This window comes from Marinomonas fungiae (genome assembly GCF_001418205.1).
Taxonomy (GTDB): Bacteria; Pseudomonadota; Gammaproteobacteria; order Pseudomonadales; family Marinomonadaceae; genus Marinomonas; species Marinomonas fungiae.
Window position 1 is genome coordinate 89,881 of record NZ_LIQF01000009.1, and the last position, 16,115, is coordinate 105,995.

The 16,115-nt window shown below is 48.5% G+C and carries 13 protein-coding genes; 4 read left to right on the plus strand and 9 right to left on the minus strand.

The genetic code is table 11. The features are described 5' to 3' along the window. Nucleotides 1-228 precede the first annotated feature (228 nt). The 7 genes from ASC49_RS13845 to hutC form a co-directional block, all read right to left on the minus strand. Nucleotides 229-1,716: an ATP-binding protein gene (locus tag ASC49_RS13845; protein WP_055463852.1), complete on the minus strand. Its 1,488-nt coding sequence runs from the start codon at nucleotides 1,714-1,716 to the stop codon at nucleotides 229-231. A 10-nt stretch (nucleotides 1,717-1,726) separates the two neighbouring features. Next, on the minus strand, nucleotides 1,727-2,800 hold the full coding sequence (locus ASC49_RS13850; RefSeq protein ID WP_211262064.1) for a cobalamin-independent methionine synthase II family protein: 1,074 nt from the start codon (nucleotides 2,798-2,800) through the stop codon (nucleotides 1,727-1,729). 177 nt (nucleotides 2,801-2,977) lie between these two features. Further along, complete coding sequence (gene hutG, locus ASC49_RS13855; protein WP_055463853.1) at nucleotides 2,978-3,781, minus strand: N-formylglutamate deformylase; 804 nt, start codon at nucleotides 3,779-3,781, stop codon at nucleotides 2,978-2,980. Beyond that, complete coding sequence (gene hutI / locus ASC49_RS13860; protein WP_055463854.1) at nucleotides 3,778-5,004, minus strand: imidazolonepropionase; 1,227 nt, start codon at nucleotides 5,002-5,004, stop codon at nucleotides 3,778-3,780. The genes hutG and hutI overlap by 4 nt, the downstream gene beginning before the upstream one ends. A gap of 13 nt (nucleotides 5,005-5,017) precedes the next feature. Then, nucleotides 5,018-6,556: a histidine ammonia-lyase gene (gene hutH / locus ASC49_RS13865; RefSeq protein WP_055463855.1), complete on the minus strand. Its 1,539-nt coding sequence runs from the start codon at nucleotides 6,554-6,556 to the stop codon at nucleotides 5,018-5,020. Nucleotides 6,557-6,577: 21 nt separating this feature from the next. Next, a complete protein-coding gene (gene hutU / locus ASC49_RS13870; RefSeq protein ID WP_211262065.1) occupies nucleotides 6,578-8,257 on the minus strand; it encodes a urocanate hydratase in 1,680 nt (559 codons plus the stop codon). 148 nt (nucleotides 8,258-8,405) lie between these two features. Further along, a complete protein-coding gene (hutC, locus tag ASC49_RS13875; protein ID WP_072242121.1) occupies nucleotides 8,406-9,161 on the minus strand; it encodes a histidine utilization repressor in 756 nt (251 codons plus the stop codon). Nucleotides 9,162-9,275: 114 nt separating this feature from the next. Between hutC and hutF the strand changes: the two genes are divergently transcribed. Both hutF and ASC49_RS13885 read left to right on the plus strand, forming a co-directional pair. Next, on the plus strand, nucleotides 9,276-10,634 hold the full coding sequence (hutF, locus tag ASC49_RS13880) for a formimidoylglutamate deiminase (RefSeq protein WP_055463857.1): 1,359 nt from the start codon (nucleotides 9,276-9,278) through the stop codon (nucleotides 10,632-10,634). Nucleotides 10,635-10,931: 297 nt separating this feature from the next. Beyond that, nucleotides 10,932-12,152 (plus strand): ribose-phosphate diphosphokinase, encoded by a 1,221-nt coding sequence (locus ASC49_RS13885; RefSeq protein WP_055463858.1) that lies wholly within the window; start codon nucleotides 10,932-10,934, stop codon nucleotides 12,150-12,152. Between the two features lie 162 nt (nucleotides 12,153-12,314). Here ASC49_RS13885 and mqo read toward each other — a convergent pair whose 3' ends face one another. After that, nucleotides 12,315-13,952, minus strand: coding sequence for a malate dehydrogenase (quinone) (mqo, locus tag ASC49_RS13890; RefSeq protein WP_055463859.1), 1,638 nt, complete (start codon nucleotides 13,950-13,952; stop codon nucleotides 12,315-12,317). Between the two features lie 302 nt (nucleotides 13,953-14,254). Between mqo and ASC49_RS13895 the strand changes: the two genes are divergently transcribed. Both ASC49_RS13895 and ASC49_RS19645 read left to right on the plus strand, forming a co-directional pair. Next, on the plus strand, nucleotides 14,255-14,566 hold the full coding sequence (locus tag ASC49_RS13895) for a DUF1840 domain-containing protein (RefSeq protein WP_055463860.1): 312 nt from the start codon (nucleotides 14,255-14,257) through the stop codon (nucleotides 14,564-14,566). 330 nt (nucleotides 14,567-14,896) lie between these two features. Continuing rightward, a complete protein-coding gene (locus ASC49_RS19645; protein WP_245624724.1) occupies nucleotides 14,897-15,121 on the plus strand; it encodes an EamA family transporter in 225 nt (74 codons plus the stop codon). A gap of 119 nt (nucleotides 15,122-15,240) precedes the next feature. On the opposite strand, the gene ASC49_RS13900 is transcribed toward ASC49_RS19645, so the two are convergent. Further along, nucleotides 15,241-16,020, minus strand: a complete 780-nt coding sequence (locus tag ASC49_RS13900; RefSeq protein WP_055463861.1) for a HalD/BesD family halogenase — start codon at nucleotides 16,018-16,020, stop codon at nucleotides 15,241-15,243. Nucleotides 16,021-16,115 lie beyond the last annotated feature (95 nt).

Consider the following 16,115-nt stretch of genomic DNA (forward strand, 5'->3'; position numbering starts at 1 on the left):
CTTTTACACTCAGGGGTCAGATCCCTTTTCTAGAAATGCTTTAAATTTTTCTAGCCATCACTAAAGGGATCTGACCCCTTCTATATGTGGCATATTCTTAGCTTGGAATGCAGATCAACTATACTATTGGTTCGTTGCTTAAGACCATGTATTAAGGGCGCACTTTAGCTGCGCTAAACTGATCGGCTTACCAATAAAATCGCACATGCCTACGTCTAAACAGCTTTTTTAGTCTTCTTCCAATACATTTGCCGTGAGCGCGATAATGGGCACCTCACGATAGTTGTCCATCTGTTTGATCTCAATAGTGGCTTGAAGCCCATCTTTAATGGGCATTTGCATATCCATAAAGATGAGGTCAAAGTGCCCTGCTTTGCACAAGGTAATGGCTTGCTCACCATTTTCTGCGACGGTGATGACCCCAACACCTAGCTGGTTAAGAAATCCGCTAAGCACAAGTTGATTGGTCTTATTATCCTCGGCGATCAATACTGATACATGCGAATAATCAACCCGCTCAGGCCCATTACCTAGAGTCCGTATGGGTGTCGCAGGCTGTTCGACAACGCATTCATTCGTCTCAATAGCAAAAAAGAACTTCGATCCTTTTGCAATTTCGCTTTCTACTTTGAGCTCAGATCCCATCAGGGTGAGTAACTTGCTGGCGATGGTCAACCCAAGCCCTGTTCCACCAAATTTTCTCGTAATAGACGTGTCTGCTTGTGAAAACGCTTCAAACAGTTTTTCGACATTTTCTTGCTGGATGCCCATCCCTGTATCCGTGACACTGAACACAATACTAACCCTTTCAGCCAGTCCTTTAGTGACCTGTGCAGCCAGCGTGACTTCGCCTTGATCAGTGAACTTTATTGCATTGCCGAGCAAATTAATCAGTACTTGCTTGATTCTTGTCTCATCCCCCATGAAGACAAGATCTCCCCTATCAAACTGGCTTTGAGTCGATAAGATAACCCCTTTAGAAACAGCCACCCCCTTAAATAACAGCTCAAGTTCTTTCAATAACTTACTCAACACTATTGGGTGATTTTCTAACTCAACTTTATCGGCTTCGATCTTACTTAAGTCCAAAATATCATTAATAATGACCAGCAAGCTTTGCCCAGATGAGAGGATAATATCGAGCATTTCCTGTTGTGTTTCATCTAAATCCGTATTCGATAACTGTGCCGCCATGCCTAATATGCCGTTCATTGGCGTACGAATCTCATGACTCATATTCGCCAAGAACTCCGACTTTACTTTAGACGTGCGCTCAGCCGCTTGCGCTTGTTCACTTAAGCGAGAATTTTCTTCCTCACGTTGCTTGAGTACGGCAACAGACATTTGCAGAGCGGCAGAACGAAGCAGCTCATCGCTACTTTCACACATGGAAGGATGCACTTGAGACACGATGCTCGTACTACGTGCCATGCGAACAATATTCCCTGAGGCACTGACCTCTTGTTCGACGACAACTGTTTGCCGGTTATTAATGTACTCTAAAGTATTGACGCTACCAGCACGGTCTACCCATGATAAGTCCAGTGCACGCTCAGGTAGCAAACAGGCGTCATAAATGTCTCTGACACTCATACCAACGGCTAGAATCGGTGCCGCATCGGCAAACTCATCGGCAAAGCCTTCAGACCAGTCGAGCAAACGCTTTTGAGCATCGAACACGGCAAAACTACGGCTGAAGGATCGCTGTTTATCCATGAAACATTCCTTATTGATGCGTTAATTGTTCCGCGGCCATGGCGGTTCCTAACACACGCGCACGAATTTTAGCGAAAGCCGTTTCACGCGTAGTAGAGACGTCATCACAAAAAGGTGAAAAGCCACAATCATCTGTGGTGCCTAGCTGTTCCAAGGGAATATAACGTGCCGCCAGTAAAACCCGCTGGCAAACCTCTTCCGGAGTTTCAATGTGAGGATCGATGACATCAATAACACCGATAAAGGCACGTTGATTCGGTTTTAAATAACGCGCCACGATCTTTAAGGAGCGCTCTGGGTTGGTTTCTCCCGCCATGGCAATGTAAAAGTTGCCTGCTTTCAGCTCAAATAGACTCGGCAAAAGCTCGGCGTAATCGACGTCTGCACTGTGGGTCGAGTCGTGATCCGCGCCGGGGCATGTATGGATGCCAATCAGGGCTCGCTCTGCTTCGCTAAAGCGTTCCAATACTCGATTATTAAGCTCAATAAAGGCATTCAATAAGCTACCACTTGGGTCGAGCTTGATGGCCAGACGCCCTTCCGTAAAATCAATTTGTACTTTATAGGCGCCCGCCTCAAAACAGCCACGAATTTCTTTTTCCTGCTCATCGACTAAGTCATTTAAAAAGTCTTCACGGCTATAATCCGCTAGGCTTTCTGCTGGGTACAATAAACTTAGAGCGGAAATAGAGATAATAGACTGTTTAATCGGAAGATCGGTGAAACGTTTAGCAACATCGAACGTTTTGTATGCGTTGAGTATAAAACGAAACGGGCCCGCCGTAAGACGCGGTAAACGTCGAACGTGACCATCTTGAAAGGGAATTTCGAAACCATCGGGGGCGAAATTCTTACCCCCCTCGACAGAATAGGTGACAAAACTGTGCGACTTGCGTTGCTCTCCATCGCTTAGAATCGGTGAACCAGTCGCTGCAAAAGCGTGAATGGTCTCTTCAATCGCTTCTTCATAGAGGGCCTCCATTGCCACAGAGTCAATCTTACCTTCATCAAACTGTCGCTGCGCCTGCATTAACTCAGGTGATCTTGGGATGCTTCCAATGGCTTCCGTAGGTATCAACATCATTGCTTAACTCCTTTCTCAAATACTCAAGCAATATCCTAACTGCTTTGCTAACTAGCAGTTTAGACCATTCTCCCGTTATGGAAAAAGAAACCAGCCTTCATACTGCAGCAGTCTGTAGAATTTGAGCTTAAATGGAAGCAGATCGAATGAGCAGCGCTTAAGAAAACAGAACACAACTCACTTTGGGGGCTCGTTCAACAGCGCTTCGATGATCCGTTGCAGTTGCGCACGAATGTCTGGCCGTTTCTTAGCATCAAGTTGATAGTGCTGCTGCGCCGCCTTATCTAAGTCCAGATAGGTGGCTTGAGAGAGTTCTAATTGGATCGCATGAATCCCCTGCTCGGGTTGACCAAAGTGGCGGGTAATATAACCCCCTTTAAAACGGCCATTGCTGACTTGGCTGAAACGACTTTCGACCACACCTGTTACCGCATCAAGTAAAGCGGCGCCGCAGGCATTACCATCGTTTGTGCCCCAGTTAAAGTCAGGCAAGGTCCCCTCAAATAGCATGGGGACTTGAGCAGGAATGGAGTGGGCATCAAACAGGATCGCGTAGCCGAACTTATCCTTTAGTCGCGCCAATTCCTGTGCAATGGTGTGATGATAAGGCGCCCAAATGTGCTCTTTGCACCAGTGACGATGCTCTGCGGTCGGCGTTTGGCCCGCTTTAAATAGAGGCCTCTCGCTGAAAAGAATCTCGGGGAATAAGCCTGTCGTTTTGCTTTGATACAAGGGCTTATCATCGTAGGGACGATTCAGGTCGATCACATAGCGAGAGTAGTTGGCAGTAATACGGCTGACCTTCAGCTGATCTATGAAGTCATATAGCTCAGGAATGTACCAGTCCGTATCTGGCAGAGCCGTGGCAGCCTCCGTTAGCCCAGCCGCCACGGCCTGCGTTAACGCTAGCCCCGAATGAGGCATACTGACCAATAATGGTGAATCGCCTTGAGAAAAGTTGAACGCTGGCACCTTGGTCATGTTAGCTCTCCGTTGTATACCCGATGTTGTAACAGTTGACCGCCAACCCAGTAGCTCAGTTCCCCGGGGCTTGCGACATTCCAGTGGATAAAGTTGGCCTTTTTCCCCACGGCTAACGATCCCACTTGATCCGCTATGCCTAAGGCTTTCGCGCCATTAAGGGTAGCGCCCGCGAGCGCTTCTTCTGGTGTCATGGCAAATAAAGTACAGGCCATGTTCATCATTAGACGTAACGACAACACCGGCGCGGTACCAGGATTGGCATCCGTTGCGATGGCCATGGGCACACCGTGTTTACGAAACAGCTCGATGGGGGGCTTTTGCGTCTCCCGCAATACATAAAAAGCCCCAGGTAAGATTACTGCCACAGTGCCCGCCTGCGCCATGGCAATCACATCGGCTTCGGTGACATACTCCAAATGATCTGCCGACAGGGCGTGATACCCCGCCGCCATGGAAGCGCCACCGAGCGCAGACAGTTGCTCGGCATGCAGTTTAACCGGTAAACCTAATGCCTGAGCCGCCTTGAAGTAACGCTCCGTCTGCTCGACGCTAAAACCAATGCCCTCACAGAAGGCATCCACCGCATCTGCGAGACCCAGTTGCGCGACCTTGGGCAACAACTCATCACACAGATAATCGATGTAATCGTCAGCCCGATCAGCGTATTCCAAAGGCAATGCATGGGCGGCCAAGCAGGTGGTTTTAATATCCACAGAGTGCTTGTCTAACAAGGCTTTGGCCGCCTGCAACATGGCAATTTCGCTTTGGCTCGTTAAGCCATAGCCCGACTTAATTTCCAGTGTAGTAACGCCGTCGGCCATCAAACTGCGCAAACGAGGCTCCGCACTGTCCACAAGCTGCGCCACAGTTGCCGCGCGAGTTGCATTGACCGAAGAAAGAATGCCACCACCCGCTTTGGCAATGTCTTGATAACTTGCCCCATTGAGCCGCATTTCAAATTCGTTGGCACGATTGCCGCCAAATACCAGATGCGTATGACAGTCCACTAAGCCCGGTGTAATCAAACCACCATCCCATTCATAGGTATACGCCGCATGATACTGAGGCAGATCTGAAGCAACGCCGAGCCAGACAATTTGACCATTCTTCACGGCGATGGCGCCTTGCTCGATCAGGTTATAGCGACCATCTTCCATGGTTGCAATATTAGCCCCAAGCCATACGCTGTCCCAATCATGTTGAGTTTCATGCTCTGTCATACTCATCCCCTACTTATTGACCAAAGCTCGGCAAGAGTTCTGCGGGCATCAGGCCATTGTGTGCGGCGCTCTTAATAAGTTCCGTCGCCTTTTCAATGTCTGCGGCAAAGTAGCGGTCCTTATCGTAAAAAGTTACATGAGAGCGCAATTCGGCTTTGGCTTGTTCTAAGATGGGCGTGGTTTTCAACGGTGCACGAAAATCCAAGCCTTGCGCGGAGGCCAACAACTCAACTGCCAGAATACCGCGAGTATTTTCCGCCATATCTCGCAAACGACGCGCCGCGAACGTTGCCATGGATACATGGTCTTCTTGGTTGGCAGAAGTCGGCAAGCTGTCTACCGACGCAGGATGAGCAAAGGTTTTGTTTTCGCTGGCGAGCGCCGCCGCGGTCACCTGAGCAATCATAAAGCCGGAGTTCACACCGCCATTGTCCACCAAGAACGGTGGCAATTTGCTTAAGCTACTATCAATCAACAACGCCATACGACGTTCTGACAAGCTGCCAATCTCAGCAATCGCCAAGGCCAAGTTATCCGCTGCCATGGCGACAGGTTCCGCATGGAAGTTGCCGCCCGAAATGATGTCACCATCTTCAGCGAACACTAACGGGTTATCCGATACCGAGTTCGCTTCCACAACCAAAGTGTTAGCAGCATTTCGAATTTGTTCCAAACAAGCTCCCATTACTTGGGGCTGACAGCGTAACGAGTATGGATCTTGTACCTTTTCACAGCCCACATGGGAGTTTCCAATATCACTGCTGTCTGTTAACAAATGACGATAAGCCGCGGCCACATCGATTTGCGTGCGATGGCCACGCACTTGGTGAATACGATCATCAAATGGACGACGACTGCCTAATGCAGCTTCCACAGAAAACGCACCACAGGTAATGGCTGTAGCAAATAAGTCTTCCGCTTCAAACAAGCCCTCTAGAGCAAACGCTGTCGACGCTTGGGTACCGTTAAGTAACGCCAAGCCTTCTTTCGGTGCTAAAGTAATGGGCGCCAGTCCTGCTACTGCCAAGGCCGCTTTACCAGACAGTATTTCCCCTTGATAGCGGGCTTTACCCTCTCCGAGCAGCAAGGCACTCATATGAGCCAGCGGTGCTAAATCTCCGGATGCCCCGACCGAGCCTTTCTTGGGAATGCAAGGATAGACTTCTTTATTAATCAAGGTAATCAGCGCCTCGATCACTTCTAAACGGATACCAGAAAAACCACGAGCCAAACTGTTTACTTTCAAGGTCATGACCAGCTTAACCGTGGCATCGTCCATCAGCGCACCGGTACCTGCCGCATGGGACAGCACAATGCTGCGTTGCAGTTCCTCAAGGTCTTCCGGAGCAATGCGGGTATTGGCAAGCAGACCAAAACCGGTATTGATACCATATACGGTACGATCCTCACGGATCACATCGTTGACCACTTGAGTGCTGGCTTCAATAGCTGGGATCGCCGCAGGATCTAAGCTGATTTTGACATGACGGCGGCTGATTTGGCGTAACTGCGCTAGGCTCAATTGACCAGGTTTTAGGGTTAGTTCAAACATACTTTGCTTCTCATCCGTCCGTTATTTAGTTGGCTTAGTAATCATTGGCAGGTGCAAACCCTGCTCTTTGGCGCATTCAATGGCGATGTCGTAACCTGCGTCCGCATGGCGCATCACCCCTGTAGCTGGGTCATTGTGTAACACGCGGGCAATGCGCTCGGCGGCTTCATCAGTACCGTCACAGACAATCACCACACCAGAATGTTGCGAGAAGCCCATGCCCACACCACCACCGTGATGCAAAGATACCCAAGTCGCGCCAGAGGCTGTGTTCAACAACGCGTTCAGCAGTGGCCAATCGGATACTGCATCAGAGCCATCTTTCATATCCTCCGTTTCTCGGTTAGGACTCGCCACAGAGCCAGAATCCAGATGGTCTCGACCAATCACCACAGGCGCTGACAATTCACCGGAGCGCACCATTTCGTTAAAGGCTAGGCCAAGTTTGGCCCGCTGACCAAGTCCGACCCAACAGATGCGCGCGGGCAAACCCTGAAACTGAATGCGCTCTCGGGCCATATCGAGCCAATGGTGTAGGTGCTCATCATCAGGGATCAACTCTTTGACTTTGGCATCGGTTTTATAGATGTCTTGCGGATCACCCGACAAGGCAGCCCAGCGGAACGGGCCGATGCCACGACAGAACAAGGGACGAATGTAAGCCGGCACAAAGCCGGGGAAATCAAAGGCATGCTCGACACCTTCTTCCAGCGCCATTTGGCGAATGTTGTTTCCGTAATCAAACGTCGGCACGCCCATTTTCTGAAATGCCAGCATGGCTGTTACATGGACCGCCATACTCTGTTTCGCGGCTTTCGTAGTCGCTGCAGGATCTTGTTGCGCCGCCGCTTTGTACCCCTCCCAAGTCATGCCTTGCGGTAAGTAGCCATTGAGCGGATCGTGGGCGGAGGTTTGGTCGGTCACCATATCGGGTTTAACACCGCGTTTGACCAACTCAGGTAGGATGTCTGCCGCATTGCCACACAAGGCGATCGAAATGGCTTTGCCTTCACTGGTATAGCGTTTGATACGCGCCAACGCATCGTCTAAATCGCTCGCTTGCTCATCCACGTAACGGGTACGCAAGCGGAAGTCGATACGACTTTGCTGACATTCAATGTTTAGCGAGCAAGCTCCAGCCAAGGTCGCCGCCAAAGGCTGTGCTCCGCCCATGCCGCCTAAGCCTGCGGTCAAAATCCAACGTCCGGTTAAATCCCCACCGTAATGCTGACGGCCCGCTTCAACAAAGGTTTCGTAGGTGCCTTGTACAATGCCTTGGCTACCAATGTAGATCCAAGAGCCTGCGGTCATCTGACCGTACATGGCAAGCCCCTTGGCATCCAATTCGTTAAAATGCTCCCAAGTGGCCCAGTGGGGAACCAAGTTAGAGTTGGCGATCAACACGCGCGGTGCATTGCTGTGGGTTTTGAAGACGCCTACAGGCTTGCCCGATTGCACCAACAAAGTTTCGTCGGCTTCCAAATTTTTCAGAGTGGCAACGATCTGGTCATAGCATTCCCAATTACGCGCGGCACGGCCAATGCCACCATACACCACCAGTTCTTCTGGATTCTCAGCCACCTCGGGATCGAGGTTATTCATCAGCATGCGCAGCGGTGCTTCGGTGAGCCAGCTTTTGGCGTTGAGAGTGGTGCCGCGTGGAGCGCGAATTTCACCTTGGCGATAGCGATTGTCTGTCATGGTCATACCTTCTTATTGTTAATCGTCTCTAGGGGTGATGTAATCTTACAAACATGTATATACAAGTCATTTTTAGAAAATAGAAGGGATTGCTTACTGATGCAAGTTTTTTTTAAGGCTGGAACGACGTAAAGATCAGAATCCGCGACTAGCGACTAAAATGACCGAACAGTTGGAAACGGCTACCAGGATGTAGTAGACGAGCAGCAGTGACGATTTGCTCACCCGACCAAGTGCGACGTTTGATCTGCAAGCAAGGTTCATTGGCATTCACCTGCAGCAGTTCGCATTCGCGGGCATTGGGCAACACGGCTTCCACCAAATGCTCCCCTTCAGTCATGGGGGCCGCTTGCATCAGATAGACATAGGGGGTCTGGCGAGTGAAATCTTGCTCAGCGTACGCTGGGGCTAAGGCCGCATTGACGGTACGCTCTTCGAGCTGAATCGGCAGGTCATTTTCAAAGTGTAAAATGATTGATCGGAAAATCTCCTGATTAGTACGCACACCAAGGGTAATGGCCTCTTCCACGGTGGCTTTACCACGGACTAATAACAATTGTTCGGCGCGATAGACTGCGCCACGGGAAGCCACTTCTTCGGCAATATTATGCACTTCAAACAAGGCTGAATGAGCCTTTTTCTGCGCCACAAAGGTGCCGAGGCCTTGCTGACGAGTCAGCACCCCTTCGGCGGTTAATTCTCGCAAAGCACGATTGACCGTCATACGGCTGACATTGAGCGCCTTCACCCACTCGGCTTCAGAGGGAACTCGTTGATTGACTTGCCACTGGCCCGAAGCGACTTTGTGGGCAATCGCTTGCTTCAAGCGCGCATAGATCGGCGCTGGTGTGTCCGGCAAATCGGCAAAGAAGTTGTCCAACAAAGTTGAAGTCGAATCGGCCACAGTGGCTCCCTGTTAAGCGTGATATAGAAAGTAAAAGTATACCCTTGTTGCTTGTATTTAAAAACATTAGCTTGTATATACATATTAGACAAATCATTAAAAGGCTACTTGGGTATGACTCGCTTTTTTGCCTCATTGGCGTATCTGCAACATGGTTGGGCTAAAAACGTTCTGCTGACCGTTGTGAACGGCCATATTGATCAAATTGAAGAAGACAGCGATCCAGCGCTGGCAGATGTGGTACTAAATGGCCCCGTGCTACCCACAGTGGCTAACCTGCATTCCCACGGATTTCAACGACTGATGGCGGGCATGGCAGAAATTGCCCTCAATCCCGAAGACAGTTTTTGGAGCTGGCGCGATGTGATGTATCAAACCGCCCGAGAACTTGGCCCTGAAGCCTTGCAAGTGATTGCCAGTAAACTCTATATCGAGTTGTTAAAAGGCGGCTTTACCCAAGTGGCCGAATTCCACTATTTGCATAATCAGCCAGATGGCAGCCCTTACCCCAAAGTAACGGAACTGGGTGACGCCATGTTACGTGCAGGACAGGACGTGGGCATGGGCGTTACTCTCCTACCTGCCTTGTACCAATATTCTGGCTTCGGACAACAAGCGCCTAAGGCCGGACAGCAGCGTTTTGTACAATCCACTCAAGCTTATATTGATCAGTATCGCGCCTATCAAGCAAGTATCGATTCCTATCCTCTGCATCGATTAGGTCTGTGTTTTCACTCTCTGCGCGCCACCGACTTTGCCGCTATTAAACAAGTCCTTAGCAAACTCCATCAGAGCCAGCCAATACATATACACATCGCTGAACAACTTAAAGAAGTGGACGACTGCCTCCACTATTGTGACAAACGGCCAGTACAGAGGTTAGTGGAAGAATGCGCGCTGGACCAACATTGGACGCTGATTCACGCCACTCATTTATCACAAGAAGAACTGCGAGCGATTGCCCAAGCCGGAGCCTGTGTTGGCATTTGCACCACGACTGAGGCGAATCTTGGAGATGGTCTATTCCCTGCTCGGGCATTTGAGCAAGCGGGAGGCATTTGGGGGATCGGCACTGACAGCCATGTCAGTACCTCATTACAGGAGGAGCTGCGCTGGTTTGAATACGGTCAACGCCTTAGCGAGCACAAACGCAATCGACTTTACAGCGAGGCACAGCCACGCATTGGCAATCATCTGTTTGATCGCACACTGCAAGGAGGCAACCAAGCCTGTGGCGTACAACTGGGCTTAGCTCAGGGCAGCCGCGCCGATTGGATGGTCTGGGATGATAAGGAACCTTTTATCCAAGCCAGTAAAGCAGAAGACTTGATCAACCGCTGGCTGTTTGGCCTGAGCGGCAATCCCATTAAAGATGTCTATGTGGCCGGACAACAGGTCATCAAACAAGGTCAACATGCCCTCGATCAACAGACCAACGAAGCCTTTGCTGACCTCGTACGCCAATATTTCTAGTTACAACCCTGTGTGCTGGGTCTAACCCATTATTTTAAACGCAGGGTAAGGTACTTAAGAGATAACGACATTAAGAATGCTGTCTACGAGCTGTCTAAGTTTTATGCAATCCAGCACTTAAGCAAGCGAAATGCTGACTCAAGCCCCCTCGCTTAGCACACTTAGTAGGTCAGCCATATTAAAACTTGCTAAACCCCCTACTAAAATCTATGAACGAAGCGCTAGGGGATAAGGATTTTCTTAACCTAGCCGTGTTAAAATAGCGAAAATCTCACTTCCTCTAGTAAAGGATCATTCATGACTTTGTCGACCAGCCAGTCAACCAACGTCGTTGTTGTTAGTAACTCTTCTGACAACCCTTTTGCCATTGATGTCGCTTATGCCATGGGCCAGCATGAAGACATTGCAGACATCATTAGCATGAAGCAATTTATGAACTCCGAGTTTTGTCCACGATTCATCTCTGATGAAGCGGATTTTGACAACATCGGACGTAAGCTTACAGGCAAATCTGTTGTTATTGTAAGCACGACTAGCCATGTGCAAAGCCGTCAAGAACTGGCCATGGCAAACTTCGTCATTGCTCGTGCTGCAAAGGAAAACGGTGCTTCGCGCGTTATCCTAGTTGAGCCAGACTTGTTCTACAGTGCACAAGACCGTGGCCCAAGCAAAGACCTAGGCAAAACGAGCTTCGAGCGCGATATCAAAGATATCAAGAAGTTCGATGGCCAACCGTTTACCGCTAAGCTTTACGCGCAAATGCTAAAACTGTCTGGCGTTGATACGGTGATGACGATCCACAACCACTCAGATTCGGTTCAGCAGATCTTTAGTGAAGTGTTCGACGGTGATTTCCACAACCTGATCCCATACGAAATCTACGCCCACTACCTCCTAAACTCTAACATCCTAAGTTACGGTGAAGAAGGTGAAGGCCTAGTATTGTGCGCACCTGACAAAGGCGCGCGCGATTTCGTTAAGCAGATGTACAACACGCTTGGCCTGAACAAAGCCAAATTCATCATGCTGGACAAAGAGCGCACTGCCGAACGTAAAGTTGAAATCACTCTTCACAAAGAAAGTGAGCACACCTTTGAAGGTTTAGACGGCGCCAGTATTGTTTTGTTTGATGACATGGTTCGTACGGGTTCTACCGTGGTTCAATCGTGCCAGTTCCTTAAGCAAATCAATCCAGAGCGCATGGTGTTTGCCGTATCACACTTCTACGCAAGTAATGAAGGCCGCGAACGTATGGCACACCCAGCGCTAGGTGAAATCCTAACGCTAAACACCTTGCCAACGATCCTAAACCGAGACGAGCAAGGCCGTTTGCGTAAGAAGATAGTGGTGCTTAAAGTTGAGAAATGGCTGGCACAAGAGCTATGCAAAATCCTTGGCCTACCGCCACAAAGCGAAGAGCTCAACCCTTACAAGATCGATATGTCGTCTAAAAACCCTCGTTTTAAACGCAAGATCTGGTACAGCGACGAACTACACGACCTGAACAAACACGGTTAAGTAGAATCACAGAGCCCGTCTTCGACGGGCTTTGTTTTTTCAGCCCCAGCAATCGCGGGGCTGGGAATCGGTGAAACGTGTTATTGTTTGAAAAAAGCGGCTTGAGCAAAAAAAGCCCCACTCAATGAGCAGGGCTTTCTAAGATCAAAGCAACGGGAGCTATTATAGCTCGATGTTGGCTACGTCTTCTTTCTCAGGCATGGTGATCGATTCATCACCTGCTGGCGCTTCAGTTTTCGGTTTCTGTGGCGGATGCAGTTTCAAGATCTCGCTGGTGTACGTCAGCTCTTGATGAGTGGCTTCTACATTGCCGTTTAGCTTAGTACCATACGATGGAATGATTTCTTTTAGCTTAGCATTCCACTCGCCCGCCACCTTGTCAGCGAATACTTTTTCCATCACGTTTAACATGATTGGCGCTGCAGTCGATGCACCTGGTGATGCGCCCAATAGCGCCGCTAGGCTTGAGTCAGCGGAAGATACCACTTCGGTACCGAACTGTAGACGGCCACCTTTTTCAGGATCGTTCTTGATGATCTGTACACGCTGGCCAGCGGTCCATAGTCTCCAGTCTTCTTTCTTCGCACTTGGGTAGTACTTTTGCAGCTCCGCAAAACGATCGTCATCGGTCAACATCACTTGTTGAATGAGGTACTGAACCAAGTTGAAGTTATCTAGACCCACTTCCATCATTGGTACCACGTTATCAGTCGTGGTTGCCCCTAGCAGATCCCATAGGGAACCATTTTTCAGAAACTTCGTAGAGAAAGTGGCAAAAGGGCCAAACAACAGTACTTCTTTACCATCAATACGACGTGCATCTAGGTGCGGCACTGACATTGGTGGCGCCCCCACTTCGGCTTGACCGTAGGCTTTATTAACGTGCTGCGCCACAACTTCTGGGTTTTCTGTAATGAGGAATTGACCGCCCACAGGGAAACCACCGTACGCATCGCCCTCAGGAATTCCAGAGGCTTGTAACAAAGGCAATGCTGCGCCGCCAGCACCGATAAAGACGAACTTCGCATCGATCGTATGCTCTTTTTCACCATTGGCAAGATCAGCAATGGTGACCGTCCAGCTCTTGTCTGCATTTTGCTTAAGCGCACGTACTTCGCTGTTTAATTGCAGCTCAAAGTTATCTTTCGTCGTAAGGTTAGACACTAGTTGACGAGTGATCTCACCGTAGTTGACATCCGTACCTAGCACCGAGTGTGTTGCCGCCACTGGCTGGTTTGGGTCACGACCTTCGATCAACAGAGGTGCCCACTCAGCGATTTGCGCTGGATCTTCACTGTAGTCCATGCTTTGGAACAAAGTGTGCTTCTGCAACTCAGCGTAACGTTTACGAAGAAAGTTAACGTTCTTATCCCCCCAAACAAAACTCATGTGATTTACAGTACGAATGAACGATTCTGGATCGTGCATCACATCGTTGTTCACTTGGTAGGCCCAAAACTGGCGACTGATTTGGAATGCTTCGTTTACCTTAATAGCTTTGTCGACATTAATACTGCCATCTGGCATTTCAGGTGTGTAGTTCAACTCCATTAATGCAGAGTGGCCTGTCCCCGCATTATTCCAGCCATTTGAGCTCTCTTGAGCAACACCATCTAAACGTTCCACCATGGTCATAGACCAGTTTGGCTCTAATTCTTGCAGGTAAGTACCTAGCGTGGCGCTCATAATACCGCCACCGATGAGCAATACATCAACTTGCTCATCTTTCGCTTGTGCTGGTGTCAGCACGTTAGCAACACTTACGACAACGGTAAGCAATGCCAGTTTAATTTTCGACATAGTGATTGGCTCTGTGATAATTATTCGCCAAGGGGTACAACAAGGCAGGCTCGTGAATCTTGAACGAACAGATATTGGGGGCTTAGATCATTGCAGCGCGCACCATTTTGGTGTCGACTGCCCTAAAACGGCGTTAACTTAACACTGAGCCAGATCACAGGAAATCTTTGGTAAATAGGAAAGGTTTCGAGAGTTTTGATAGGTTATGTAAGTTATTTTTAGTCACGCAACCGTACACAAACTATACTGAGGCCTTCGTCACTATTTAATGTTTAAAACCGATCCATAACCGAGGTTCGACTATGTTAATGACTTTTCACTGCCACGCTTGCGCTGACATTACCATGTTTGGCGACATCGGCCTGCAAATGATCAAAATGATGGGATACAAAGACAACACATCCGGCGCAATTAAAGCTGAAAACATTCCTCAAGCTCTAGAGCGCCTAACAGCGGCTATTGCCATTGAAAAAGAAACACCCCAACCACAAGCCCCCGAGGAAAGTGAAGACGACGAAGCGCCAGTGAGCCTTGCTAATCGTGCGGTGCCGCTGATTGATATGCTCAACCGAGCCATGCAAGATGAATGCGATATCGTTTGGGACAGTAAATAACGTCACCCAGTTACTCACCTAGCAAGCAAATGCAATGCGTATATCAAAAAATGGTGCCGAGCATTACTGCTCTAGGCCGCCCCGGAAAGCTAGAAGACATTGGCTCTATTGTTGCGCAACGGCTCACAGGACAACGCATTAAAGCATCAGGTGGAAAAAATCTAATTTAGTGAGATTTGGCAGGTGAAGGCCTCTAGGGATTTCAGCTCTATTCCGATTTGTATGTCTGTTCTTTGAAACACGCCAACATAAAATCGATCAATAGACGCAGCCTTAAAGGCATATTATCTCGATCACGATACAGCATTTGGCAACCACGAATTTGGTTACTTGCTTTGGATCTCCGGGGTTAAGCAATTAGGTGCAGCCACCGCCTCCCTATCATTTAACTTTGTCCCGGTATTTGCAGCATTGACTGCCTTTGCCTACGGTCAAACTGTGACGAGTCTACAACTATTAGGCATGTTGACTGTCATCACAGGCTTACTGCTTCCTAGAGTTAGTAAAAAATTACAGCCGCGAATAAACGGCAAAGCGGCGGCGACCACTTCATAACTTTATTGAAATAAGACACTTCAAAGCTCCCAACGCCTTGGTCATCCCCATGTTGGGAGCTTTTGTTAAAACATGGATCAAGATAAATATAGGCTTAACCTCAAAGAACTAAGTTATGGTCAACCGACACGCCCGTAAAAAGTTTTACTTGCTGCTTCGGATAAAGCAATTCCAGGCTGAGAGTTATAAGCAAGCACAGCTAACATACGCGTTACGTTTCCTCGAGTTGGAGTGACTCGATGAATGGCATTTCGACCGCGAAACATAACCAGAGCTCCCGGCTCTATAGCTAATTCTTTGACCTTTATTTTCCCAGATAGCACATCACTGACACCGTCATAATTCATTTCACCAGCATCGGCATTTCGCATGTCTTCTAAGTATTCAAATACCCCGCCAGCTTCGGGTTTTTGAATTAATAAAGTAATAGCAAAGGATGAGTTATCAAAATGCCAACCTAACTCTTGGCCCTCACTAGCATAGTGCAAATTAATAGATGAAAGACTATCCGCGTAGTTATATAGCTTATCTTCATCTAGTACACTGGCAAGAAATTCTCTAAACACTGTGGAATCATACAACAGCCGTAAAGGCGACTCTTTATCAATCTGATCATCTGTTATACAGCCTTTAGAGGAAGTCACCTGCTTATTTCTGGCATGCTCAGTATCGAACGCTGGATCAATCGGTGTTAAGTAAACATTATGAGTAGATTGGGTGTACCATGCGAGGCTAGCCTTTGCATTTCCTTCTTGGATGATAGCTTTTATGGCTTCAGGTTGAAGAAATTTAGGTAAAACTAAAGCGCCACTTTCAGCCAAGATCCTTTTACATTCTTCTCGAAAGTCTTTATCTTCAAGAGGGTAAGCTATTTCATTAATAATTTTTGATAGCGTCATGAGTGTTCCTTCTTTGATTTAGGCTTTTTTCGAATCAATACTATCACTAAGGTTAGTGAAGTTAGCGGTACCGTTAAATCAATATTTTGAATACT

What these genes read in the sequence shown, in the direction of transcription:
- ASC49_RS13850 (WP_211262064.1), bottom strand. Translation starts at nt 2,800, where the DNA reads ATGATGTTGATACCTACGGAAGCCATTGGAAGCATCCCAAGATCACCT.
- mqo (WP_055463859.1), bottom strand. Translation starts at nt 13,952, where the DNA reads ATGTCGAAAATTAAACTGGCATTGCTTACCGTTGTCGTAAGTGTTGCT.
- hutG (WP_055463853.1), bottom strand. Translation starts at nt 3,781, where the DNA reads ATGACCAAGGTGCCAGCGTTCAACTTTTCTCAAGGCGATTCACCATTA.
- hutF (WP_055463857.1), top strand. Translation starts at nt 9,276, where the DNA reads ATGACTCGCTTTTTTGCCTCATTGGCGTATCTGCAACATGGTTGGGCT.
- hutI (WP_055463854.1), bottom strand. Translation starts at nt 5,004, where the DNA reads ATGACAGAGCATGAAACTCAACATGATTGGGACAGCGTATGGCTTGGG.
- hutH (WP_055463855.1), bottom strand. Translation starts at nt 6,556, where the DNA reads ATGTTTGAACTAACCCTAAAACCTGGTCAATTGAGCCTAGCGCAGTTA.
- ASC49_RS13845 (WP_055463852.1), bottom strand. Translation starts at nt 1,716, where the DNA reads ATGGATAAACAGCGATCCTTCAGCCGTAGTTTTGCCGTGTTCGATGCT.
- ASC49_RS13895 (WP_055463860.1), top strand. Translation starts at nt 14,255, where the DNA reads ATGTTAATGACTTTTCACTGCCACGCTTGCGCTGACATTACCATGTTT.
- hutU (WP_211262065.1), bottom strand. Translation starts at nt 8,257, where the DNA reads ATGACAGACAATCGCTATCGCCAAGGTGAAATTCGCGCTCCACGCGGC.
- ASC49_RS13885 (WP_055463858.1), top strand. Translation starts at nt 10,932, where the DNA reads ATGACTTTGTCGACCAGCCAGTCAACCAACGTCGTTGTTGTTAGTAAC.
- ASC49_RS13900 (WP_055463861.1), bottom strand. Translation starts at nt 16,020, where the DNA reads ATGACGCTATCAAAAATTATTAATGAAATAGCTTACCCTCTTGAAGAT.